Here is a 21,942-nt window from a genome sequence, read left to right on the forward strand (position 1 = left end):
GAGGAGGCCTTCGGGCGCGGTCAGTTGGCGATGGTCGGCTTCAACTACCGCAGGGTGCCCGCCACCGCGCTGGCCCGCCGCATGGTGGCCGAGGGACGGCTCGGCAGGCTCCGGCACGTGCGCGTGGTCTACCTCCAGGACTGGCTCGTGGACCCGGAGTTCCCGCTGACGTGGCGGCTGCGCAGGGAACAGGCCGGCTCGGGCTCGCTCGGCGACCTCGGCGCGCACATCATCGACCTCGCGCAGTACCTGGCGGGAGAGCCGCTGTCCGGCGTCTCCGCCCTGACGGAGACCTTCGTACGGGAACGGCCGTTGGCCGGGGGCGCCGTCAAGGGCCTGTCCGCCGTTTCCGGCACCGGCACCGGCACAGGCACCGGCACCGGCCAGGTCACCGTCGACGACGCGGCCCTGTTCACCGGTCGCTTCACCTCCGGCGCCCTCGCCTCCTTCGAGGCCACCCGGTACGCCACCGGCCGCAAGAACGCCCTGCGCATCGAACTCAACGGCGAGCGCGGCTCGTTGGCCTTCGACCTGGAGCGCCTCAACGAACTCTCCTACCACGACGCCACGGAGCCCGGAACGCACGCCGGTTTCCGCCGCATCCTGGTCACCGAGCCCGAGCACCCCTACCTGGACGCCTGGTGGCCGCCCGGCCACGGCCTCGGCTACGAGCACACCTTCGTCCACCAGGCCCGCGACCTCGTCCACGCGGTCGCCGAGGGCCGTCGCCCCGAACCCTCCTTCGCCGACGGGCTCCAGGTCCAGCGCGTGCTCGCGGCCGTGGAGGAGAGCGCCGAGAAGAACTCCGTCTACACCCCGATAGCCGTCTGAGGAGGCTCCGGAAATGCCGCGTCAGTTCACGCTCTTCACCGGCCAGTGGGCGGACCTCCCCCTCGAAGAGGTCTGCCGCCTCGCCCGCGACTTCGGCTACGACGGGCTCGAACTCGCCTGCTGGGGCGACCACTTCGAGGTCGACAAGGCGCTCTCCGATCCTTCCTACCTGGAATCCCGGCACGCGCTGCTCGACAAGTACGGCCTCAAGTGCTGGGCCGTCTCCAACCACCTGGTCGGCCAGGCCGTGTGCGACGCCATCATCGACGAACGCCACAAGGCCATCCTGCCCGGTGACGTGTGGGGCGACGGCGACCCGGAAGGCGTCCGGCAACGCGCCGCGCACCGCATGAAGGACACCGCGCGGGCCGCCCGGGCCTTCGGCGTCGACACCGTCATCGGCTTCACCGGCTCCGCCATCTGGCACCTGGTCGCCATGTTCCCGCCCGCCCCGGAGTCGATGATCGACCGCGGCTACGAGGACTTCGCCGAGCGCTGGAACCCCATCCTCGACGTCTTCGACGCGGAGGGCGTCCGGTTCGCGCACGAGGTCCACCCGAGCGAGATCGCCTACGACTACTGGACAACTCAGCGTGCCTTGGAGGCCGTTGGCAACCGGCCCGCCTTCGGCCTCAACTTCGACCCCTCCCACTTCGTGTGGCAGGACCTCGACCCCGTCGGCTTCCTGTGGGACTTCCGCGAACGGATCTACCACGTCGACTGCAAGGAGGCCCGCAAGCGCCTCGACGGCCGCAACGGCCGCCTCGGCTCCCACCTGCCCTGGGGCGACCCGCGCCGCGGCTGGGACTTCGTCTCCGCGGGACACGGTGACGTGCCCTGGGAGGACGTCTTCCGCATGCTGCGCTCCATCGACTACCAGGGGCCGATCTCGGTCGAGTGGGAGGACGCCGGCATGGACCGGCTCCAGGGCGCACCCGAGGCACTGAACCGACTCAAGGCATACGACTTCGAGCCGCCGTCGGCCTCGTTCGACGCGGCGTTCGGCACCAACGAGTAGCCCAACGAGCAGCCCCCACTGGTCAGTTCCGGGATGACGGCGCATCCCGGCGTACCCGCACCCACCCGTACGACCGGCCCCTTTCTGGAGGCATCCGTGCACGGGAAAGACCGCATCACCCCCACCGACAGAATCGAGACCCACAGACGACGCGCCCCCTGGCGCAGAGCGGCGGCCCTGCTCACCGGCTTCCTGCTGGCAGGCGCCTCCCTCACCCTCGCCGCTCCCCAGGCCGGCGCAGCCGTCGCCGGCGAGGGAGCCGCCGGCGCGGCCGCCGCCGAGGACTTCCAGCAGGTCACCCTCGCCAAGGGCGAGCCGGAGGTCGGCGAGCCCATGTCGCTCGCCGTCCTCCCGGACCGTTCGGTCCTGCACACCTCGCGCGACGGCGAACTCCGCATCACCGACGCGGCCGGCACCACCCGCCTCGCCGGCAAGCTCGACGTCTACTCCCACGACGAGGAAGGCCTCCAAGGCGTCGGCGTGGACCCGCAGTTCAGCGCCAACCGCTTCATCTACCTGTACTACGCGCCCCCGTTGAACACTCCGGCGGGCGACGCCCCCGAGACCGGCACCGCCGCCGACTTCGCTCCCTTCGACGGCGTCAACCGGCTCTCCCGGTTCGTCCTGAAGACCGACGGCACCCTCGACACCGCCAGTGAGAAGAAGATCATCGACATCCCCGCCACCCGCGGCATCTGCTGCCACGTCGGCGGCGACATCGACTTCGACGCGTCCGGCAACCTCTACCTGTCGACGGGCGACGACTCCAACCCCTTCCAGTCCGACGGGTTCACGCCCATCGACGAACGCGCCAACCGCAACCCCGCCTTCGACGCCCAGCGCACCGCGGGCAACACCAACGACCTGCGCGGCAAGATCCTGCGCATCAAGGTCAACGCCGACGGCTCCTACACCGTCCCCGACGGCAACCTCTTCGCGCCCGGCACGGACAGGACGCGGCCCGAGATCTACGCCATGGGCTTCCGCAACCCGTTCCGCTTCAGCGTCGACAAGCAGACCGGCATCGTCTACGTCGGCGACTACGGCCCCGACGCCGGCGCCGCCGACCCCGCTCGCGGACCGGCCGGCCAGGTCGAGTTCGCCCGCGTCACCGGCCCCGGCAACTTCGGATGGCCGTACTGCACAGGCGACAACGACGCCTACGTCGACCACGACTTCGCCACCGGTACCTCGGGCGCCGCCTTCGACTGCGCCGCGCCGAAGAACAACTCCCCGCACAACACCGGCCTCACCGACCTTCCCCCGGCGCAGGCCGCCTGGATCCCCTACGACGGCGGATCGGTCCCCGAGTTCGGCAACGGCTCCGAGTCCCCGATGGGCGGCCCGGTCTACCACTACGACCCCGCACTCGACTCACCCGTGAAATTCCCCGAGGCCTACGACGGCGACTTCTTCGCCGGGGAGTTCGGCCGCCGCTGGATCAAGCGCATCAGCAGCGACGCCGACGGAACCGTCCAGTCGATCAACGACATTCCCTGGACCGGCACCCAGGTGATGGACATGGCCTTCGGCCCCGACGGCGCCCTGTACGTCCTCGACTACGGCGTCTCCTGGTTCGGCGGCGACGAGAACTCCGCCCTGTACCGCATCGAGAACGCCACCGACGGCCACTCCCCGGTCGCCCAGGCCTCCGCCGACCGCACCTCGGGACAGGCACCCCTGCGGGTCCGGTTCTCCTCCGCGGGCACCACCGACCAGGACGGCGACGCCCTCACCTACAGCTGGAACTTCGGCGACGGCGCCACCTCCACGGCCGCGAACCCGACACACAGGTACAAGAAGAACGGCACCTACACCGCGACCCTGACCGCCAAGGACCCCTCGGGCCGCACCGGCAGCGCGAGCGTGCAGATCGTCGTCGGCAACACCGCGCCCAAGGTGACGCTCGAACTCCCGCGGGACGGCCAGCTGTTCAGCTTCGGTGACGCGATCCCGTTCAAGGTGCGGGTGAGCGACCCCGAGGACGGCAAGTCCATCGACTGCGCCAAGGTCAAGGTCACCTTCGTCCTCGGCCACGACAGCCACGGCCACCCCGTCACCTCCGCCGACGGCTGCACCGGCACCATCCGGACCAGCGCCGACGGCGGCCACGACGAGGACGCCAACATCTTCGGCGTGATGGACGCCGAGTACACCGACAACGGGGGCGGCGGCCAGGCCCCGCTGACCACCCACGACCAGAGCGTCCTCCAGCCCCGGCACCGCCAGGCCGAACACTTCGGCAACAGCTCCGGCGTCTCCGTCATCGCCAAGGACACGGCACACGGCGGCAACACCGTCGGCGACATCAACAACGGCGACTGGATCTCCTTCACGCCGTACGTCCTCGGCAACGCCAAGTCCCTGACCGCGCGCGTCTCTTCGGGCGGCACCGGCGGCACCCTGGAGATCCGCGCGGGCTCCGCGACGGGCACCCTCCTGGGCAAGGCGACCGTGCCGGTGACCGGCGGCTGGGAGACCTTCCAGGACGTCACCGCCGACCTGTCCCGCGCCCCCAGGGGCACCACCACGCTCTACCTGGTCTTCAAGGGGAGCGGCACCGGCGCCCTGTTCGACGTGGACGACTTCACCTTCACCACCGGCTGAGAGGAGGGGCTCACATGAACACAACCGGACGATGGACGACGGCAGTCGTGGGCGCCGCCCTGCTCCTCGGCTGTGTGTCCCAACCCGCCGTGTCCCACCCCGCCGACACCGAACGGGTGCTGGTCTTCTCCAAGACGGCCGGCTTCCGGCACGACTCGATCCCCGAGGGGATCGCGGCGGTACGGCAACTGGGCGAGAACGCCGGCTTCACGGTCGACGCGACCGAGGACGCGACCGCGTTCACGGCACGCAACCTGCGCCGCTACGACGCCGTCGTCTTCCTCTCCACCACCGGGGACGTCCTCGGCCCCGCCCAGCAACGGGCGTTCGAGGGCTACATCCGGAACGGCGGCGGATACGTCGGCATCCACGCCGCCGCCGACACCGAGTACGACTGGCCGTTCTACGGCGGCCTCGCCGGCGCCTGGTTCCAGTCGCACCCGGCGATCCAGCCCGCCACGGTGGTGGTCGAGGACCGGGCCCACCCGTCCACGTCGGAGTTGCCCCCCACCTGGAACCGCACCGACGAGTGGTACAACTACCGCTCCAACCCGCGCGACCGGGTCCACGTCCTGGCCTCCCTCGACGAGTCGTCGTACACCGGCGGCACGATGAACGGCGATCATCCGATCGCCTGGTGCCAGGACTACCGGGGCGGCCGAGCCTTCTACACCGGCTTCGGCCACACCAAGGAGTCGTACGCGGATCCGGGATTCCGCAGCCACCTGCTGGGCGGGATCCGGTATGCGATCGGCGACGCGCAGGCGGACTGCCGACCGGAGAACGGATACCGTCCGCTCTTCGACGGCACCGCCGAGTCGCTGGCAGGCTGGAAACAGGCGGGCCCGGGCTCCTTCGCCCTGTCGGACGACGGCACCCTCACATCGTCCGGCGGCATGGGGATGCTCTGGTACGCCGGTTCCGGGCAGGGCTTCGGGTCGTACTCCCTGAAGCTCGACTGGAAGATGGCCGGCGCCTCCGGCGACGACAACTCCGGTGTCTTCGTGGGCTTCCCGCCCTCGGACGACCCCTGGTCCGCCGTGGACCACGGCTACGAGATCCAGATCGACGCCACCGACGTACCCGAGAAGACGACAGGGTCCGTCTACGGCTTCCGCTCCGCCGACCTGAACAAGCGCGACCGTGCGCTGAACCCGCCGGGGGAGTGGAACACGTACGAGATCCGCGTGGAGGGCGAACGCCTCCGCGTCTGGCTCAACGGCGTGAAGATCAACGATTTCACCAACACCGATCCGGCCCGGAGCCTGCGTGACGGGCATGTCGGCATCCAGAACCACGGAGCCGACGACCAGGTGTCCTTCCGCGACATCCGGATCAAGGAACTGCCCGCGAAGGCCGCGTCGACCGTGGCCTCGCAGGGCGACTGAGCGGCGGCGGGCGGGGGACGCCGGACCTCCGCCCGCCGCCTTTCCCCCTCATGAGTGGGGTTCGCGCACGACGCGTCCGACGTTCCACGTTCGACGTTTCGACGTTTCGGCGTTTCGGCGTTTCGAGTTTCGACGAGGAGGCTGCCCATGTCCGCGTCCGATTCCCTACCGCGCGTCGGCGTCTGGCTGATCGGGGCCCGCGGTTCCGTCGCCACGACGGTCGTCGCGGGCTGTGCCGCCATGACCGCCGGTCTGCACCCGCCGACCGGCCTGGTCACCGAGACCCCGCCCTTCACCGGGAGCGGCCTGCCCGCCCTGTCCTCCCTGGTCTTCGGCGGCCACGACACGGTGGACTGCCCCCTGCCCAAACGGGCGGAGGCCCTGGCGGCCGGAGGCGTCCTGCCTTATGGCCTGCCCACCGCGGTGAGCGCCGAACTCGACGCCGCCGAACGGGAGGTCAGGCCCGGCGGCCCCCTCCCCGGCGACACCAGGACCGAGGAGGACCTGATCGCCGCCTTCACCGCGGACATACGGTCCTTCGTACGACGGTGCCGGCTGACGCGCGCGGTGGTGGTGAACGTGGCCTCCACCGAACCCGCCCCCACCGGCGACGCCCTCCCCCCGAGCTCCCTCTACGCCGCCGCGGCCCTGCGGGCAGGCTGCGCGTACGTCAACTTCACGCCCTCCACGGGCCTGCACCACCCGTTGCTGACACGCCAGGCGGAGTCCTCCGGCCTGCCGTTCGCGGGCCGCGACGGCAAGACCGGCCAGACCCTGCTCCGGTCCGTCCTGGGCCCGATGTTCACCCAGCGTGCCCTGACGGTCCGGGCCTGGTCCGGCACGAACCTCCTGGGCGGCGGCGACGGAGCCGCCCTCGCCGACCCCGCGGCAGCCGCGGCGAAGAACGCCGGCAAGGAACGCGTCCTGGCCGACACCCTCGCCACCACCCCCGAGGGCGAGGTCCACATCGACGACGTCCCCGCCCTCGGCGACTGGAAGACCGCCTGGGACCACATCGCCTTCGACGGCTTCCTCGGCACCCGCATGACCCTCCAGACCACGTGGCAGGGCTGCGACTCCTCCCTGGCCGCTCCTCTCGTCCTGGACCTGGCCCGCCTGACCGCCCGTGCCCAGGAGCGGGGCCTGTCCGGTCCGTTGGGCGAGTTGGGCTTCTACTTCAAGGACCCGGTGGGGCAGGGACCCGCGGGTCTGGGGGAGCAGTACGCGGAGCTGACGAGGTTCGCGGAACGGCTCCGGGGAGAGCCCGCCGGCGAGGGTCGGGGGCGGCACGGCGGGGACCTCGCCGGTGGCCCGGGCGAAGCGGGGGCCCGGCCCGGCGTCGAGGACACGGCCCGCACGGATGACGGCGCCCCGGAGGCGCTCGACGGTCGTTCGGGGGAGCGGCGGTGAGGGCGAGCAGGGCGAACGGGGCGAGCAGGGCAGTGGCGGAGGGACTGCCCGAGCGGGCGGGCGAGCCGACGGCGCCCCACGGCACCGTGATCCCTCTCCTGGGGGCTGCCTCCCCCCACACCACCCCACCGAGCCGTGCGCACACCAGCCTCCCCCACCGCGCCCGCTCGCACGCCGGCGCCTGGGCTGAACTCCTGCGCCTCCCCGCCCTGTTCACCGTCCCCGGCGACGCCCTCGCCGGAGCGGCCGCGGCCTCCGCCCGCCCCACCCCCCGCACCCTCCTCGCCATCGCGTCCTCCCTCTGCCTCTACGAGGCGGGCATGGCCCTCAACGACTGGGCCGACCGCGACGTCGACGCCGTGGAACGCCCCCACCGCCCCCTCCCTTCCGGCCGCGTCCACCCCACGGCAGCCCTCGGCGCGGCCTGCGCCCTCACCGGCGCGGGCCTCACCCTGGCGGCCTGCGCGGGCCGCCCCGCCCTCACCGTCGCGGTGCCACTGGCGGCCACGGTCTGGGCGTACGACCTGGCCCTGAAGAACACCCCGGCAGGACCGTTCGCCATGGCGACAGCACGAGGACTCGACCTGCTGCTCGGGGCGGCGGCGACAGCGGGTACGGGAGCTGGTGGGCGGAGGGGCGGGGCGGGCGGCGTGCGCGGGAGGGGTGGCGGGGGCACCGCGAGGCGGACGGTCGGTGTGGGAGGTGGGGGAGGTGTGGGCGGTACGCGGGCCTGGGCTGCCGTTGCCGGCGAGGTCCGGGCTGGGTCGGAGGCGGCCGCCGCGGCCGACACGGTGCCGGGCATACGTCAGGATCCGCGGTCTGCCCCTCTCCTCGGCTTCCGCGAGGTGTCCTCTCCCGAGACCCTCCTCGCTATCCGCAGAGCGCTGCCCTCCGCATCCCTCCTCGGCTCCCACACCCTCGCCGTCACGTCGGTGTCCCGCCGTGAAGCCCAGGGCGGCTCCCCCCTGGCCCCCCTCGCAGCGCTCGCCGCGACCGCAGTGCTGACGCGGTCGGTGACCCGGCGACCGCTCGCAGCGGACGGCATCGACGGGGCCCGGCGCGGTACCGGCGCACGCAACCCGGCGCTCTTGGCGCACTTGACGGACCTGGCGGCCGCAGCCGTGTCCCGCCTGCCGAGCCCCCTACGGCAGGCCGGTGCTCCCATCTCCCATCCCGGCCCCGGTCCCGAACGCGTCGACCCGCATGTGGTCCTCCGCCTCGCCCTCGCCGCCACCTACGCGACCACGGCCGCCCGCCCCTACTTCCACGCCACCCTCAACCCCTCACCCCAGCTCACCCAACGAGCCGTCACCGCCGGCATCCGGGCCACGATCCCCCTCCAGGCCGCCCTCGCCGCCCGCTCGGGCACGAAGGGCGCGACCGTCACGGCCCTGCTCACCACAGCCCTCGCCCCCTTGGCAGGACGCTTCGCGAGAAAGGTGAGCGTCACATGACCGAACCCCGCTCTCCGCACCGGCTTGTTCAGGCTGCGGGCGACGCCATGACTGGCCCCGCCGCTCCGACCCGCCCCCCTCGTACCCCCCGGGCCCACACCCCCGAACCTGTCACCCGGACCCGGCCCACTCCGCCCCCCGGTGACATGACGGCCCCCCTCGCTCCACCCACGCCCGTTCCAGCGCCCGGCGTCGACCGGCTCCGCTTCGGTTACGGCACCAATGGCCTCGCCGACCTCCGTCTGGACGACGCCCTCGGCCTGCTCGCCGATCTCGGGTACGACGGGGTCGGGCTGACCCTCGACCACATGCACCTGGACCCCCTCGCCCCCGACCTGGCCGTCCGCACCCGCCGCCTCGCGCACCGACTGGACGCGCTGGGCCTGACGGTCACCGTCGAGACGGGCGCCCGCTATGTGCTGGACCCCCGGCGCAAGCACGGCCCCTCGCTGCTCGACCCCGACCCGGAAGACCGCGCCCGCCGGGTCGACCTGCTGCTCCGGGCCGTCCAGGTCGCCGCCGACCTCGGCGCGCACGCCGCCCACTGCTTCAGCGGCATCAGCCCGGCGGGCACGGACCCGGACACGGCGTGGAAACGCCTGGCCGAGACACTCACCCCGGTCCTGGACACCGCCACCACCGCCGGCGTCCCGCTCGCCATCGAGCCCGAACCCGGGCACCTCCTCGCCACCCTCGCCGACTTCCACCACCTCCGCCGCACCCTCGGCGACCCGCCCGCCCTCGGCCTGACCCTCGACATCGGCCACTGCCAGTGCCTCGAACCCCTCCCTCCCGCCGACTGCGTACGCGCCGCAGGCCCCTGGCTGCGCCACGTCCAGATCGAGGACATGCGCCGAGGCGTCCACGAACACCTCCCCTTCGGCGACGGCGACATCGACTTCCCGCCGGTCCTCGCCGCCCTGGCCGACACCGGCTACCAGGGGCTGACGGTCGTCGAACTGCCCCGCCACTCCCACGCGGGCCCCCACTTCGCCGAACGCTCCCTCCCCTTCCTCCGTCAGGCAGTGGCGCTCTCACAAGGAAGCACTCCATGACCCACCCCCATGCCCACCAGGCAACCCCCGCGGCGGACACCCAGGGCACCACCCTCGCCCGAACCCCGCTGCACGACCTGCACAGCCACCTCGCCGACCGCCTCGATGAAGCCGCCCGCGCCTGGCTCGACCAGGCCCTCGACGAGGCCGCCGCCCATCCCGGCGCCCACGGCCCCATCTCCGTGTGGGAGCTGCGCCTCGCCGAGGCCGGCCGCCGCTGCGGCCCCGAACACGCCGACGCCGCCCGCGTCCTGATCCTGCACGCGGCCCGCGCCGACACCGACGCCCTGACCCGGGTCTACGCCCAGGGCACCGCCGCCGAACGCCGCGCCGTCCTGCACGCCCTGCCCCACCTCGTACTCGGCCCGGGGGCCCTCCCGCTCGTCGAGGACGCCCTGCGCACCAACGACACCCGGCTCCTGGCCGCCGCCGTCGGCCCCTACGCCGCCCGCCACCTCGACGCCCACCACTGGCGCCACGCCGTCCTGAAGTGCCTCTTCACCGGCGTACCCGTCGCCGAGGTGGCCGACCTGCGCCGACGGGCCCACGGGGACGCCGAACTCGCCCGCATGCTCGCCGACTACGCCGCCGAACGCACCGCCGCGGGCCGTCCCGTGCCCGAGGACCTGCACCGCGTCCTGACCCTGACCGACCCCAGCGCCACCCCACCCGCGCCGGCCGCCGACCACGGCCCCGACCACGCGGACGGCACCCACGGCAAGGAGTCCTGATGCGCATCTTCGACCCCCACATCCACATGACGTCACGGACCACCGACGACTACCAGGCCATGCACACCGCCGGTGTACGAGCCGTGGTCGAACCGGCCTTCTGGCTCGGCCAGCCCCGCACCTCCCCGGCCTCCTTCCTCGACTACTTCGACTCCCTGCTCGGCTGGGAGCCCTTCCGCGCCGCCCAGTACGGAATCGCCCACCACTGCACCCTCGCCCTCAACCCCAAGGAAGCCAACGACCCGCGCTGCGTGCCCGTCCTCGACGAACTGCCCCGCTATCTCGTCAAGGACCAGGTCGTCGCCGTCGGCGAGATCGGCTACGACTCCATGACCCCCGCCGAGGACACCGCCCTCGCCGCACAGCTCCAGCTCGCCGCCGACCACCAACTCCCCGCGCTCGTCCACACCCCGCACCGCGACAAGCTCGCCGGCCTGCGCCGCACCCTCGACGTCGTCCGCGAGTCCGCCCTGCCGACGGACCGGGTCCTGGTCGACCACCTCAACGAGACCACCGTCAAGGAGGCCAAGGACAGCGGCTGCTGGCTCGGCTTCTCCGTCTACCCCGACACCAAGATGGACGAGGAGCGGATGGTCGCGATCCTGCGCGCCTACGGCCCCGAACAGGTCCTGGTGAACTCGGCCGCCGACTGGGGCCGCAGCGATCCTCTCAAGACCCGCGAGGTCGGCGACCTGATGCTCGCCGAGGGCTTCACCGAGGACGACGTGGACCGTGTGCTGTGGCGCAACCCCGTCGCCTTCTACGGACTCAGCGGCCGCCTGAACCTCGACGTGCCGGCCACCGACGTCACCCACGAGGGCAACTCCATCCTCCGGGGCCCCCAGAAGACGGAGGCGTGAGCCATGCGCTTCCGCCACCCCGACGGCTCCACCGTCCACCTCGCCTACTGCACCAACGTCCACCCCGCCGAAACCCTCGACGGCGTCCTCGCCCAGCTCCGCGACCACTGCGAACCCGTCCGCCGCCGCCTCGGCCGCGACCGCCTCGGCATCGGCCTGTGGCTCGCCCGCGACGCCGCCCGCGCCCTGGTCAGCGACCCCTCCGCGCTGCGCGACCTGCGCTGTGAACTCGACCGCCGCGGCCTCGAAGTCGTCACCCTCAACGGCTTCCCCTACGAGGGCTTCGGCGCCGAAGAGGTCAAGTACCGCGTCTACAAGCCGGACTGGACCGACCCCGAACGCCTCGACCACACCACCGCCCTCGCCCGCGTCCTGACCGGACTCCTGCCCGACGACGTCACCGAGGGCAGCATCTCCACCCTGCCGCTCGCCTGGCGCACCGGCTACGACGACGGCGGCGCCGACAAGGCCCGCACCGCCCTGCTCACCCTCGCCGAACGCCTCGACGCCCTCCAGGACCTGACCGGCCGCTCCATCCGCGTCGGCCTCGAACCCGAACCCGGCTGCGTCGTCGAGACCACCGGCGACGCCATCGCCCCCCTGACCGCGATCGGCCACCACCGCGTCGGGATCTGCGTGGACACCTGCCACCTCGCCACCTCCTTCGAAGACCCGCACACCGCCCTGGACACGCTCACCACGGCCGGCGTCCCCGTCGTCAAGTCCCAGCTCTCGGCCGCACTCCACGCCGAACACCCCCACCTGCCCGAGGTCCGCGAGGCACTCGCCGCCTTCGACGAACCACGCTTCCTGCACCAGACCCGCACCTCCACCGCAGCGGGCCTCCGCGGCACAGACGACCTCGGCGAAGCGCTCACCGACGACGCCCTGCCCGACGGGGCACCCTGGCGCGCCCACTTCCACGTCCCCCTGCACGCGGCCCCCGCCGCACCCCTCACCTCCACGCTCCCCGTCCTGAAGTCCGCCCTGACCCGGCTCGTCGGCGGCCCGCACCCCCTCACCCGCCACCTGGAGGTCGAGACCTACACCTGGCAGGCCCTCCCGCCCGAACTGCGCCCCCGCAGCCGCACCCAGCTCGCCGACGGCATCGCCGCCGAACTCACCCTCGCGCGCGACCTGCTGACGGACCTCGGCCTCAAGGAGCTGCCATGAGCCACCAACCCCCCGAAGCGGGACCCACACCTCTCCTCGTCCTCGACGTCGTCGGCCTCACCCCCCGTCTCCTCGACCACATGCCCCACCTCAAGTCCCTGGCCCGATCCGGCTCCCACGCCCCGCTCGGCACCGTCCTGCCCGCCGTCACCTGCGCCGCCCAGTCCACCTTCCTCACCGGCACCCACCCGTCGGAACACGGCATCGTCGGCAACGGCTGGTACTTCCGCGAACTCGGCGACGTACTCCTGTGGCGTCAGCACAACGGCCTGGTCGCCGGCGACAAGCTCTGGGACGCCGCCCGCCGCGCCCACCCCGGCTACACCGTCGCCAACATCTGCTGGTGGTACGCCATGGGCGCCGAGACCGACTTCACCGTCACCCCCCGCCCGGTCTACTACGCCGACGGCCGCAAGGAACCCGACTGCTACACCCGCCCCCCGGCCCTCCACGACGAACTCACCGAGAAACTCGGCACCTTCCCCCTCTTCCACTTCTGGGGCCCCGGCGCGGACCTGGTCTCCAGTCAGTGGATCATCGACGCGACCCGCCACATCATGGGCACCCGCCACCCCGACCTGACGCTCTGCTACCTCCCTCACCTCGACTACGACCTGCAACGCTTCGGCCCCGACGACCCACGCTCCCTCAAGGCCGCCGCCGACCTGGACCGAGCACTGGCCCCGCTCCTGGACGACGCCCGCGCGGAAGGCCGTACCGTCGTCGCGCTGTCCGAGTACGGCATCACCCGCGCCGACCGGCCCGTCGACATCAACCGCGCCCTGCGCCGCGCCGGACTCCTGGAGGTGCACACACAGGACGGCATGGAGTACCTCGACCCGATGGCCTCCCGCGCCTTCGCGGTCGCCGACCACCAGATCGCCCACGTCTATGTGCGCCGCCCCGAGGACCTGGACGCCACCCGTGCCGCCCTCGGCGGCCTGCCCGGCATCGAGCGACTCCTCGACGACGAGGGCAAGAAGGCCCACCACCTCGACCACCCGCGCTCCGGCGAACTCGTCGCCGTCGCGGAGCCGGACGCCTGGTTCACGTACTACTACTGGCTCGACGACGACCGCGCGCCCGACTTCGCGCAGCTCGTCGAGATCCACCGCAAACCCGGCTACGACCCGGTCGAACTGTTCATGGACCCGCTCGACCCCTACGTCAAGGTCAAGGCGGCCACCGCGCTGGCCCGCAAGAAACTCGGCCTGCGCTACCGCATGGCGGTCGTGCCCCTCGACCCGTCACCTATTCGCGGCAGCCACGGCCGCCTCCCCGAGAGCGACGACGACGGTCCGCTCCTCATCTGCTCCACCCCCCGCGCCGTCGGCGACCGCATCGCGGCCACCGACGTGAAGTCACTCCTGCTCCGACTGGCCGGTCTTTCCTGACCTGTCACCAGTGAAGCACCCACCACTGACAACGCCCTCCGACACCGAGGAGTCCCAGACATGAGCCGCATCTCCCAGCCCGACCCCGAACTCACCCACCGCCTCACCAGAAGAGGCATGCTCGGCGTGGCCGCCGGCGCCACCGCCGCCGCGCTGCTGGGCGCCACGGCCTCCCCGGCCGGAGCCGCCACCGAGACCGCGACCGGCACCACCGGCCACGGCCGCGGCCGCCCCGTCCTGCCCCCCGGCCGCCTCGGCATCCAGCTCTACAGTCTCCGCGACAAGGTCTCCACCCTCGGCTTCGCCCCCGTCTTCGCCGAACTGGAGAAGTACGGCTACGACGAGGTCGAGTTCGCCGGCTACACCCAGGGCTCCGCCGGCCCCATCACCCTCGCCCAGCTCAAGCGCCTGGCCCGCGACCACGGCCTGAACCCGATCGGCAGCCACGTCGGCTACTACGCGGACGACCCCAACGCCTACACCTTCGCCCAGAACCTCACCAAGGTCCTCGACGACGCCCAGGCCCTCGGCCTCCAGCACATCGGCACCGCCTCGGGACCGTTCCGCTACGGCTCGACCGTCGACGCGTGGAAGCGCGCCGCCGAGGACTTCAACACCTACGGAGCCGCGGCGAAGGCACGCGGCATGAAGTTCTACCAGCACAACCACTCCGAGGAGTTCTCCTTCGCCACCGACAACCCCAAGGTCCGGCTCTACGACGTCCTCCTCAGGGAGACCGACCCCGACCTGGTGTTCCTGGAGATGGACATCTACTGGGCGTACTCCGGCCAGTTCCGCTTCTCCAAGCGCCCCGACGGCACGCCGGCCCCCTTCGAACCCCTGAACTACGTCCTCAGGCAGCCCCACCGCTACCCGCTCTTCCACGTGAAGGACGGCGTCAGCGACCCGGCCAACACCTACGGCTACCGCATGACCGACGTCGGCGACGGCGACATCGACTACCAGAAGTTCATCTCCGCCGTGACCCGGCTGCGGGGCGAACGCCTCGCCCACCACTGGCAGGCCGAACACGACCAGCCCGCCGAGTCCTTCACGTTCGCCCGCCGCTCCAGCGCCCACCTGCACTCGCTGCGGGAGAAGTGCTGACGGCACACGACTGAGGCGGGACCCCGAGGGCGCAGGGGGCGCTCCCCGCCCGACGGGGTCCCGCCGTCGTGTATGCGAGGAGACCGGTCAACCCGGAGCCGCCGTGGCGGTTTCCAGGGTGAGCCGGTGTTCTCCCGCGTACACGTTCATGGTGTGGCCGCCACGTCGCGGGATGCGGACACCTCGCGCCGTTCCGTGACTCGTCCCACGTCCGGTCTCACCTCCGCAGCGCCACGACGGGCACCTTCTCGATCCGGATCGCGGCCGCCTCGAACTCCACGGCCCCCGCGATCGGACAACCGGCCCTCACCGCCTCCTGGCCGGTGTCCGTCCCGTCCGGCGGACGGCCGGTCATGAACGCCAGACCGGGCCGCAGCGCCGGATCCACCCACACCGGCGCTGCCGTCGAACCCCGCCGGGTGGCGACCCGCACCTCCTCTCCGACCACCACGCCGTAGCGCTCGGCGTCCTCCGGACTCAGCTCGACACACTCGGCCCGCCGCAACGACGATCCCGAACCCCCCTTCTGGAGCCGGGAGTTGTACGAGTCGCGTCGGTGTCCCTTGGTGAGCCGTACCGGATACGCCTCATCCGTCAGATCGACGGGCGGGGCGTGCCGGACCAGGTGGAAGGGTGTACGCGGCTCCCGTTCCTCATGGCCGCGGCCGGTGAGGAGCGACAGGTTGGTCAGCGCGCGAGCCTCCTCGTGCCCGGTGCCGTCGAACACCCGTAACGGTTCCCCGCGCGCACAGGACCGCGCCAACTCCCTCACCGCAGAAGCCGGTACGCCCGTCACCTTCACCGCGAGCGACACCGTCCACGGCTCGACGAGCCGCCGGTACTCCTCGAAGCCGGAGGTCGAGCGCTCGATGAACTCCCGGTCGGCCAGACCCGCCCGGATGATCTCCCGGCCGACGGCATGGGCCATCGGGACCCCGGTGCCGGCGTTCGGCCGGATCCGAGGTCCCGACCCGATGGCGTGGGCGCCCGGTTCCGTCATGCGGCGGACCGGAGCGCGAGGAGGTCGGAGAGCGCGTGGACGGTCCGCAGCGTGGGCACGTCCACACCGGTGATCTCCGCCAGCTCGATGACGGCGGTGAGCAGGACGTCCAGTTCCAGGGGCTTGCCACGCTCCAGGTCCTGGAGCGTGGAGGTGCGGTGGTCGCCGACGCGCTCGGCGCCCGCCAGACGGCGTTCGATGGAGACACCCACGGTGCAGCCGAGGGTCTCGGCGACCGCGAGGGTCTCGGCCATCATGGTCTCGATGACCTTGCGGGTGCCGCCGTGCAGGCACATCTGGCGCATGGTGGCACGGGCCAGCGCGCTGATGGGGTTGAAGGAGATGTTCCCCAGCAGCTTGAGCCAGATGTCGTCCCGCAGGTTCGGCTCGACCGGGCACTTGAGCCCGCCGGCCTGCATGGCCTCGCTGAAGGCCAGACACCGGGGCGAGAGGCTGCGGTCGGGCTCCCCGATGGAGAACCGCGTGCCCTCCAAGTGCCGTACGACACCCGGTCCTTCGAGCTCGGTCGCCGCGTAGACGACACATCCGACGGCCCGGGAGGGCGCGAGCACCGCACTGACCGCGCCACCCGGGTCCACGCTTTCGATGCGGTGCCCGTCGTGAGGACCGCCGTGCTGGTGGAAGTACCACCAGGGGATGCCGTTCTGGGCCGCGACGACCGCGGTGGTGTCGGTGAGAAGGGGCTCGATGAGCGGCCCGCACGCCGCGTACGAGTTGGCCTTCAGACCGAGGAAGACGTAGTCGACCGGACCGATCTCGGCCGGGTCGTCGGTGGCGTGGGCACGGGCGGTGAAGTCACCGCGCTCGCTGAGGACTTGGACACCGTGCTCCCGCATGGCCGCCAGATGCGGACCGCGGGCGATGAGATGGACGTCGGCGCCGGCGCGGTGGAGTGCCGCGCCGACGTAGGCACCGATGGCTCCGGCGCCGAGGACTGCGACTTTCATGGGTGGAAGCTCCGTTCGGTGAGGGTGACCGAGGAACTGCCGACTTTGTCGACTGGATATTGTCTACAGGATGGAGCCAGGGCTCAGCAAGGGTCGTGACGTCACTTGAGCCCATGAGCTGCTGCTACCGCCCTGTGCGGCCTGAGGGTACGGTCGTTGTGCGCCGTAGACTGTAGGCGAAAACCAATTCATACTTGGCTCTCAGTTGCAGCGAGTCGACGCTGTACGGGAGGGACCGCGATGTTGCCGACGACAGGACTGCCGTACGGGACGGTGCCCAGGCTCGAGCGTCCCGGTCCGCTGCGTGATCGTGTCTACGGCGCGCTGCTCGAACTCATCACCACGCGTGCGCTTCAGCCGGGTCAGCATCTGGTGGAGAGTGAGCTGGCGGGTCATCTGGGGGTGTCCCGGCAGCCGGTGCGTGAGGCCCTTCAGCGGTTGAACACCGAGGGGTGGGTGGATCTGCGTCCGGCGCAGGGGGCGTTCGTGCACGAGCCGACGGACGAGGAGGCCGACCAGCTGCTGACCGTGCGCACGTTGCTGGAGGCAGAGGCGGCCCGGCTCGCCGCCGCGAACGCGGGCAGCGCCGGCATCGCCGCCCTGGAGGAACTGTGCGCGCAGGGCGAGAGCGCGGTGGCCGCGGACGACGTCGACGCCGCGGTCGCCCTGAACGCCCGACTCCACGCGAAGGTCATGGAGCTGGCGGGCAACGCGGTCCTCGCCGAGCTGGCGGGGCAGGTGGACCGTCGCGTGCGCTGGTACTACACGCCGATCGCCCGTCAGCGCGGTCACCAGTCCTGGATCGAGCACCGTGAACTGATCGCCGCGATCGCCGACCGAGACGAGCAGCGCGCCACCGCGGTCATGCGGCAACACACGGAACACACGCGGAAGATGTACCACGACCGCGAGAAGTAGCCCGCGCGCAGGTCGGTGCAGGGCAACGCCCCTGCCACTGCATCGGACGGCTTCGGACCGGACCGAGGTCGGGGCAGACGGCTCGGGTCTGGTGGCCGTCGGGTCCGACCGCGTTCAGGCAGACCGCCTGGGTCTTCGGGTCCCTGAGTACAAAACGCCCTCCCTCCGGGTTGGCGACCGTGCGGGCAGACCGCCGTCGGGTAGACCGCCCAGGTCTGGTGGCCGTCGGGTCTGACCGCTTTCGGGCAGGCCGGCTGGGTCTTCCGGCCGTCGGGTGCAAAGCGCCGTCCCTGCGGGTTGGCGACCGTGCGGGTGCACTGCCGTTGGGTAGGCCGCGCCCGGGTCTGGTGGCCGTCGGGTCTGACCGCTATCAGGTAGCCGCCCGGTCCTTGGGCCGTCAAAAACGCCGTCCGACCGTCCGTCCGGGGGCGACCGTACGGTCAAGCCGCCGTCGAGCAGACCGCCCAGGTTGGATGGCCGTCGGGCCCCACCGCTACGGGCAGGCCGCCTCAGCTTTCGGGCCGTCGGCTCAAAACCCCGTCCGAGAGTCCGCCCGACCGCCCGACCGTGCGCCCGGGTCCGGCGACCGTACAGTCACCGCCGTCGGACAGACCGCCCCACCCCGGCCGTCTCGGCCCAGCCGCCGCCTGGCAGACCGCCCCCTCCCGGACACCCCATCCCAACCGCCCCCGCCCGACCCCCACCGGATCAGCCCCCACCGGCCCAACCCCCACCGGATCAGGCGGCCCTTCCCCCGACCAACGTCATGGGGGAGGGCCGCCTGATGTTCCGAACCGCTGTGCTCAGGACGCAGCTTGTGGCTGCGGGGCCGGTACACCGCCCCGGGGCCGTCCCGGCTGCCGTAGCAGCAGCGCGATCGCCGCCGCGAGCATCGACGTGGCGCCGGCCAGGGCGTACGCCCCGTCGTAGCCCCACGCCGCGACGACCATGGAGCCGAGGCCGCCGCCGAACAGGCCGCTGATCAGCTTGCCGCTGTACACCAGCCCGTAGTTGGAGGCGTTGTAGTTCTCCCCGAAGTAGTCCGGGGTGAGCGCCGCGAACAGCGGGTAGAACGCGCCGCCGCCGAACCCGGACAGGAACGCGAAGACCAGGAACAGCGACTCGCTCTTGACGTCACCCGCCCAGATCACGCCGAACTGCGCGAGCCCCAGGACGAGGATCACGAACACCAGGGTGGACTTGCGGCCCCACTTGTCGGACAGCCAACCCACCACCCCGCGGCCGATGCCGTTGATGACGGCCATGACACCCATCGAGGAGGCCGCCACCAGCGGGCCGAAGCCCACCTCCTTGGCGTAGTCGACCTGGAAGGAGATCCCGAAGATCGACACCCCCGCGGTCATCACGAGGGCGATCCACATGAGGGGAAGCATGCCGGTCCTGACGGCCTCCTTCGGCGTGAACTGCCGTACCGCGGGAGGGTTCTTGGCGAGCGCGACGGCACCCTTCCCGTTGCCGCCGTAGGTCAGCGGGTCGATGTCCGCGGGCCACCAGTTCTTCGGCGGGTCCTTGAAGAAGAACGCGCAGCCCACGACCACGATCAGGATGTAGCAGCCGATCAGGTCCAGGACACGGTGGTAGTTCGCGGTGTCGAAGCCGTAGTTGAAGATGAAGATGAAAGGCAGTGACCCGTACGCGAAGCCGCCGTTGACGAACCCGGTCCTGGCTCCCCGGCGTTCGGGGAACCATTTGCCGACCATGTTGATGCAGGTCGCGTAGACCAGTCCGGCGCCGATTCCCCCTATGACGCCGAATCCCAGGATCGCCAGCCAGACGTTGCTCAGGTGCGACAGGGCGAGGAACCCGACCAGACACATGCCCGAGCCGATGTACATGGCCTTGCGGGCGGTCAGGATGCCCTTTTCCCGCAGCCAGCCCGCCGGGAAGGCGATGCCGGCCTGGAAGAAGACCCAGACGCTGAGGATCCAGAAGGTGTTGCTCTGCGTCCAGCCGTGGGCGTGGGACAGGGTGTCCTCGGCCGAGCCGTACGCGTACTCGAAGACGCTGATGGCCATCATGGTGATCCACGGGAGGTACACCATGAGCTTGCGCGAGTGACCGAGGATGTCCCGGTCGGTCTCCCCGACGCGGTACACGCGGCCGTTGGCGTCGGTCACTTCTCGGTAGGGACGTTGTGCGGCGGTGGAGTGTGCGGTCTTGTCGGTCTCGCTGCGTGCTGCGTACGGATCTGCCGTCATGTCAGGCCATTTCCTCGCCGAGCGGTTGCGGGTTGGGTACGGTCCGACGGCTGGTCTTGGGCCGGCCGGGCGCCTTCAGGAAGAGCGCCAGCACCGCGGAGCTCAGGCCGATGCAGCCGGCCAGGACGAACGCGCCCTCGTAGTCCCAGGCGCCGACCACGATCGAGCCGACACCGGAGCCCACGAGGCCCGAGATGAGCTTCGAGCTGTAGACCATGCCGTAGTTGGAGGCGTTGTTGTTCTCACCGAAGTAGTCCGCGGTCATCGCGGCGAACAGCGGGAAGATCGCGCCGCCGCCGAAGCCGGAGACCATGGAGCAGAAGAGGAAGAACGGCATGCTGCCCATCTGGCCCGAGACCAGCACCCCGAACTGGGCGGTGCCCAGCACCAGACACACGATGATCAGCGTGTTGCGGCGGCCGAACTTGTCGGAGATCCAGCCGATCACACCGCGCCCGGTGCCGTTGACGATCGCCTTCAGCGACATCGCCGTGGCCACGATCCCGCCCGCGAAGCCCATGTCCTTGCCGAACGGCACCTGGAAGGCGATGCCGAAGATGTTGATGCCGGCGGTGCACAGCAGGCAGAACCACATCATCCACAGGACGGGCGTGCGCGCGGCCTCCCTCGGGGTGTACTGCTTGACGGCCGGCGGGTTCTTCTCCAGCGCCCGGCGGATCTTCGGGTCGTCGGTCATCTTCAGCGGGTCGACGTGCGGGGGCCACCAGTTCTTCGGCGGGTCCTTGAAGAACCAGCCCGCGAACGCCACGATCGAGCAGCAGACCAGGCCGACCGTCACCAGGACGCCCCGGTAGTTGCTCAGGTCCATGTACGAGGTGAACAGGAAGACGAAGGGCACCGAGCCGTAGGCGAAACCGCCGTTGACCATGCCGGTCTTGCCGCCCTTGCGCTCCGGGAACCACTTGCCGACCATGTTCACGCAGGTCGCGTAGACAAGACCGGCACCGATACCACTGCACACACCGAAGCCCAGATAGGCGACGATCACGTTCGGCGCGAACGCCAGTGACAGGTAGCCGAGGACGGTGCCCAGCGCGCCGAGCATCATCGCGTAGCGGGCGGGAAGCTTGCCGCTCTCCCGCAGCTGCCCGGCCGGGAAGGCCACGGCCGCCTGGAAGAACACCCAGACACCCATCAGCCAGAAGATGTGCCCACTGCTCCACAGATGCGCCTCGTGCAGTGTGTCCTCGGCCGACGTGAACGCGTACTCCGAGGAGCTGATGCCCAGCATGCCCATCCACGGGAAGAGCACCATGGTCCATCGTGGTCGTCCCATGATGTTCCGGTCGGTCTCGCCGATCCGGTACACGCGGCCGTTGCGGTCCGTCACCTCCCTGAAGGTGGCGGACGACGAGTAGTCGATGGTTGTCATAGTCTTCAAGCACTCCTTGCGTCGAAAGATCTGGCCAGCGCCCCCTGTCCAAATTCCTTTCGTGCGCGCACGGATCCCGGGGTCCGCCGACGCGCACCGCCGCCGGACCCCGTGCTCATTCACGTCATGGACCACCGCCCGAAGGGCCGGGAAGTCGGCTCAGGTTCACCACGTCAGATCACCCCGCCCGACTTGAGGAGCCGCAACTCCTCGTCACCGAGACCGAGTTCGCCGATGTATATCTCCTCGTTGTGTTGGCCGAGGAGGGGTGGGGTGGTGATGGTGGTGGGTGAGTCGGAGAGTTTGAGGGGGTTGCCGACGGTGGTGAAGGTGCCGCGTTCGGGATGCCCGACCTCGACGATCATGTCGTTCGCCGCGAGTGAGGCGTCTTCGATGATCTCTTTGGGGGACAGGAT

At 71.1% G+C, this 21,942-nt stretch carries 17 protein-coding genes and 1 pseudogene; 13 read left to right on the plus strand and 5 right to left on the minus strand.

The window, feature by feature from the left end; translation table 11 throughout:
* From ABZ098_RS44545 to ABZ098_RS44600, 12 genes are all read left to right on the plus strand, one after another.
* The coding region (locus tag ABZ098_RS44545; protein ID WP_356600761.1) for a Gfo/Idh/MocA family oxidoreductase at positions 1 to 831 on the plus strand (831 nt) is incomplete at its 5' end.
* Between the two features lie 13 nt (positions 832 to 844).
* Positions 845 to 1,849 carry a sugar phosphate isomerase/epimerase family protein gene (locus tag ABZ098_RS44550; protein ID WP_356600763.1) on the plus strand — a complete coding sequence of 335 codons (1,005 nt, stop codon included), beginning with the start codon at positions 845 to 847 and terminating at the stop codon, positions 1,847 to 1,849.
* 96 nt (positions 1,850 to 1,945) lie between these two features.
* Positions 1,946 to 4,456, plus strand: a complete 2,511-nt coding sequence (locus tag ABZ098_RS44555) for a PQQ-dependent sugar dehydrogenase (protein ID WP_356600765.1) — start codon at positions 1,946 to 1,948, stop codon at positions 4,454 to 4,456.
* Between the two features lie 14 nt (positions 4,457 to 4,470).
* Positions 4,471 to 5,844: a ThuA domain-containing protein gene (locus ABZ098_RS44560; protein WP_356600767.1), complete on the plus strand. Its 1,374-nt coding sequence runs from the start codon at positions 4,471 to 4,473 to the stop codon at positions 5,842 to 5,844.
* Between the two features lie 147 nt (positions 5,845 to 5,991).
* A complete protein-coding gene (locus ABZ098_RS44565) occupies positions 5,992 to 7,254 on the plus strand; it encodes an inositol-3-phosphate synthase (protein WP_356600769.1) in 1,263 nt (420 codons plus the stop codon).
* Positions 7,251 to 8,708 carry an SCO3242 family prenyltransferase gene (locus ABZ098_RS44570; protein ID WP_356600771.1) on the plus strand — a complete coding sequence of 486 codons (1,458 nt, stop codon included), beginning with the start codon at positions 7,251 to 7,253 and terminating at the stop codon, positions 8,706 to 8,708. Before ABZ098_RS44565 ends, ABZ098_RS44570 begins: the two co-directional genes overlap by 4 nt.
* Before the next feature lie 146 nt (positions 8,709 to 8,854).
* Complete coding sequence (locus tag ABZ098_RS44575; protein WP_356600773.1) at positions 8,855 to 9,763, plus strand: sugar phosphate isomerase/epimerase family protein; 909 nt, start codon at positions 8,855 to 8,857, stop codon at positions 9,761 to 9,763.
* Entirely contained in the window at positions 9,760 to 10,494 is a 735-nt protein-coding gene (locus ABZ098_RS44580; protein WP_356600775.1) for an EboA domain-containing protein, read from the plus strand. Before ABZ098_RS44575 ends, ABZ098_RS44580 begins: the two co-directional genes overlap by 4 nt.
* Positions 10,494 to 11,354 (plus strand): TatD family hydrolase, encoded by an 861-nt coding sequence (locus tag ABZ098_RS44585; RefSeq protein WP_356600777.1) that lies wholly within the window; start codon positions 10,494 to 10,496, stop codon positions 11,352 to 11,354. Before ABZ098_RS44580 ends, ABZ098_RS44585 begins: the two co-directional genes overlap by 1 nt.
* A 3-nt stretch (positions 11,355 to 11,357) precedes the next feature.
* Positions 11,358 to 12,527: a metabolite traffic protein EboE gene (gene eboE / locus ABZ098_RS44590; RefSeq protein WP_356600779.1), complete on the plus strand. Its 1,170-nt coding sequence runs from the start codon at positions 11,358 to 11,360 to the stop codon at positions 12,525 to 12,527.
* Complete coding sequence (locus ABZ098_RS44595; RefSeq protein WP_356600781.1) at positions 12,524 to 13,921, plus strand: nucleotide pyrophosphatase/phosphodiesterase family protein; 1,398 nt, start codon at positions 12,524 to 12,526, stop codon at positions 13,919 to 13,921. Before eboE ends, ABZ098_RS44595 begins: the two co-directional genes overlap by 4 nt.
* A 60-nt stretch (positions 13,922 to 13,981) precedes the next feature.
* Complete coding sequence (locus tag ABZ098_RS44600; RefSeq protein WP_356600783.1) at positions 13,982 to 15,028, plus strand: sugar phosphate isomerase/epimerase; 1,047 nt, start codon at positions 13,982 to 13,984, stop codon at positions 15,026 to 15,028.
* 217 nt (positions 15,029 to 15,245) lie between these two features.
* Here the strand turns inward: ABZ098_RS44600 and ABZ098_RS44605 are convergent.
* Positions 15,246 to 15,977, minus strand: a pseudogene (locus ABZ098_RS44605) (molybdopterin dinucleotide binding domain-containing protein); the annotation flags it as partial.
* A gap of 47 nt (positions 15,978 to 16,024) precedes the next feature.
* On the minus strand, positions 16,025 to 16,996 hold the full coding sequence (locus ABZ098_RS44610) for a 2-dehydropantoate 2-reductase (protein ID WP_356600785.1): 972 nt from the start codon (positions 16,994 to 16,996) through the stop codon (positions 16,025 to 16,027).
* Between the two features lie 243 nt (positions 16,997 to 17,239).
* Here ABZ098_RS44610 and ABZ098_RS44615 point away from each other — a divergent pair, with 243 nt between their 5' ends.
* Positions 17,240 to 17,914 (plus strand): GntR family transcriptional regulator, encoded by a 675-nt coding sequence (locus ABZ098_RS44615; RefSeq protein WP_356600791.1) that lies wholly within the window; start codon positions 17,240 to 17,242, stop codon positions 17,912 to 17,914.
* 803 nt (positions 17,915 to 18,717) lie between these two features.
* Here ABZ098_RS44615 and ABZ098_RS44620 read toward each other — a convergent pair.
* The 3 genes from ABZ098_RS44620 to ABZ098_RS44630 all read right to left on the minus strand — a co-directional run.
* Positions 18,718 to 20,133 carry an OFA family MFS transporter gene (locus ABZ098_RS44620; protein ID WP_356600787.1) on the minus strand — a complete coding sequence of 472 codons (1,416 nt, stop codon included), beginning with the start codon at positions 20,131 to 20,133 and terminating at the stop codon, positions 18,718 to 18,720.
* A 1-nt stretch (position 20,134) separates the two neighbouring features.
* Entirely contained in the window at positions 20,135 to 21,526 is a 1,392-nt protein-coding gene (locus ABZ098_RS44625) for an OFA family MFS transporter (RefSeq protein ID WP_356600793.1), read from the minus strand.
* Between the two features lie 173 nt (positions 21,527 to 21,699).
* Positions 21,700 to 21,942 (minus strand): CoA transferase (locus ABZ098_RS44630; protein WP_356600789.1); only part of this gene is annotated, 243 nt, incomplete at its 5' end.

This window comes from Streptomyces sp. NPDC006335 (genome assembly GCF_040612795.1).
Classification (GTDB): domain Bacteria; phylum Actinomycetota; class Actinomycetes; order Streptomycetales; family Streptomycetaceae; genus Streptomyces.

What these genes read in the sequence shown, in the direction of transcription:
- ABZ098_RS44550 (WP_356600763.1), top strand. Translation starts at nt 845, where the DNA reads ATGCCGCGTCAGTTCACGCTCTTCACCGGCCAGTGGGCGGACCTCCCC.
- ABZ098_RS44560 (WP_356600767.1), top strand. Translation starts at nt 4,471, where the DNA reads ATGAACACAACCGGACGATGGACGACGGCAGTCGTGGGCGCCGCCCTG.
- ABZ098_RS44610 (WP_356600785.1), bottom strand. Translation starts at nt 16,996, where the DNA reads ATGAAAGTCGCAGTCCTCGGCGCCGGAGCCATCGGTGCCTACGTCGGC.
- ABZ098_RS44580 (WP_356600775.1), top strand. Translation starts at nt 9,760, where the DNA reads ATGACCCACCCCCATGCCCACCAGGCAACCCCCGCGGCGGACACCCAG.
- ABZ098_RS44620 (WP_356600787.1), bottom strand. Translation starts at nt 20,133, where the DNA reads ATGACGGCAGATCCGTACGCAGCACGCAGCGAGACCGACAAGACCGCA.
- ABZ098_RS44625 (WP_356600793.1), bottom strand. Translation starts at nt 21,526, where the DNA reads ATGACAACCATCGACTACTCGTCGTCCGCCACCTTCAGGGAGGTGACG.
- ABZ098_RS44575 (WP_356600773.1), top strand. Translation starts at nt 8,855, where the DNA reads ATGACGGCCCCCCTCGCTCCACCCACGCCCGTTCCAGCGCCCGGCGTC.
- ABZ098_RS44585 (WP_356600777.1), top strand. Translation starts at nt 10,494, where the DNA reads ATGCGCATCTTCGACCCCCACATCCACATGACGTCACGGACCACCGAC.
- eboE (WP_356600779.1), top strand. Translation starts at nt 11,358, where the DNA reads ATGCGCTTCCGCCACCCCGACGGCTCCACCGTCCACCTCGCCTACTGC.
- ABZ098_RS44565 (WP_356600769.1), top strand. Translation starts at nt 5,992, where the DNA reads ATGTCCGCGTCCGATTCCCTACCGCGCGTCGGCGTCTGGCTGATCGGG.
- ABZ098_RS44600 (WP_356600783.1), top strand. Translation starts at nt 13,982, where the DNA reads ATGAGCCGCATCTCCCAGCCCGACCCCGAACTCACCCACCGCCTCACC.
- ABZ098_RS44595 (WP_356600781.1), top strand. Translation starts at nt 12,524, where the DNA reads ATGAGCCACCAACCCCCCGAAGCGGGACCCACACCTCTCCTCGTCCTC.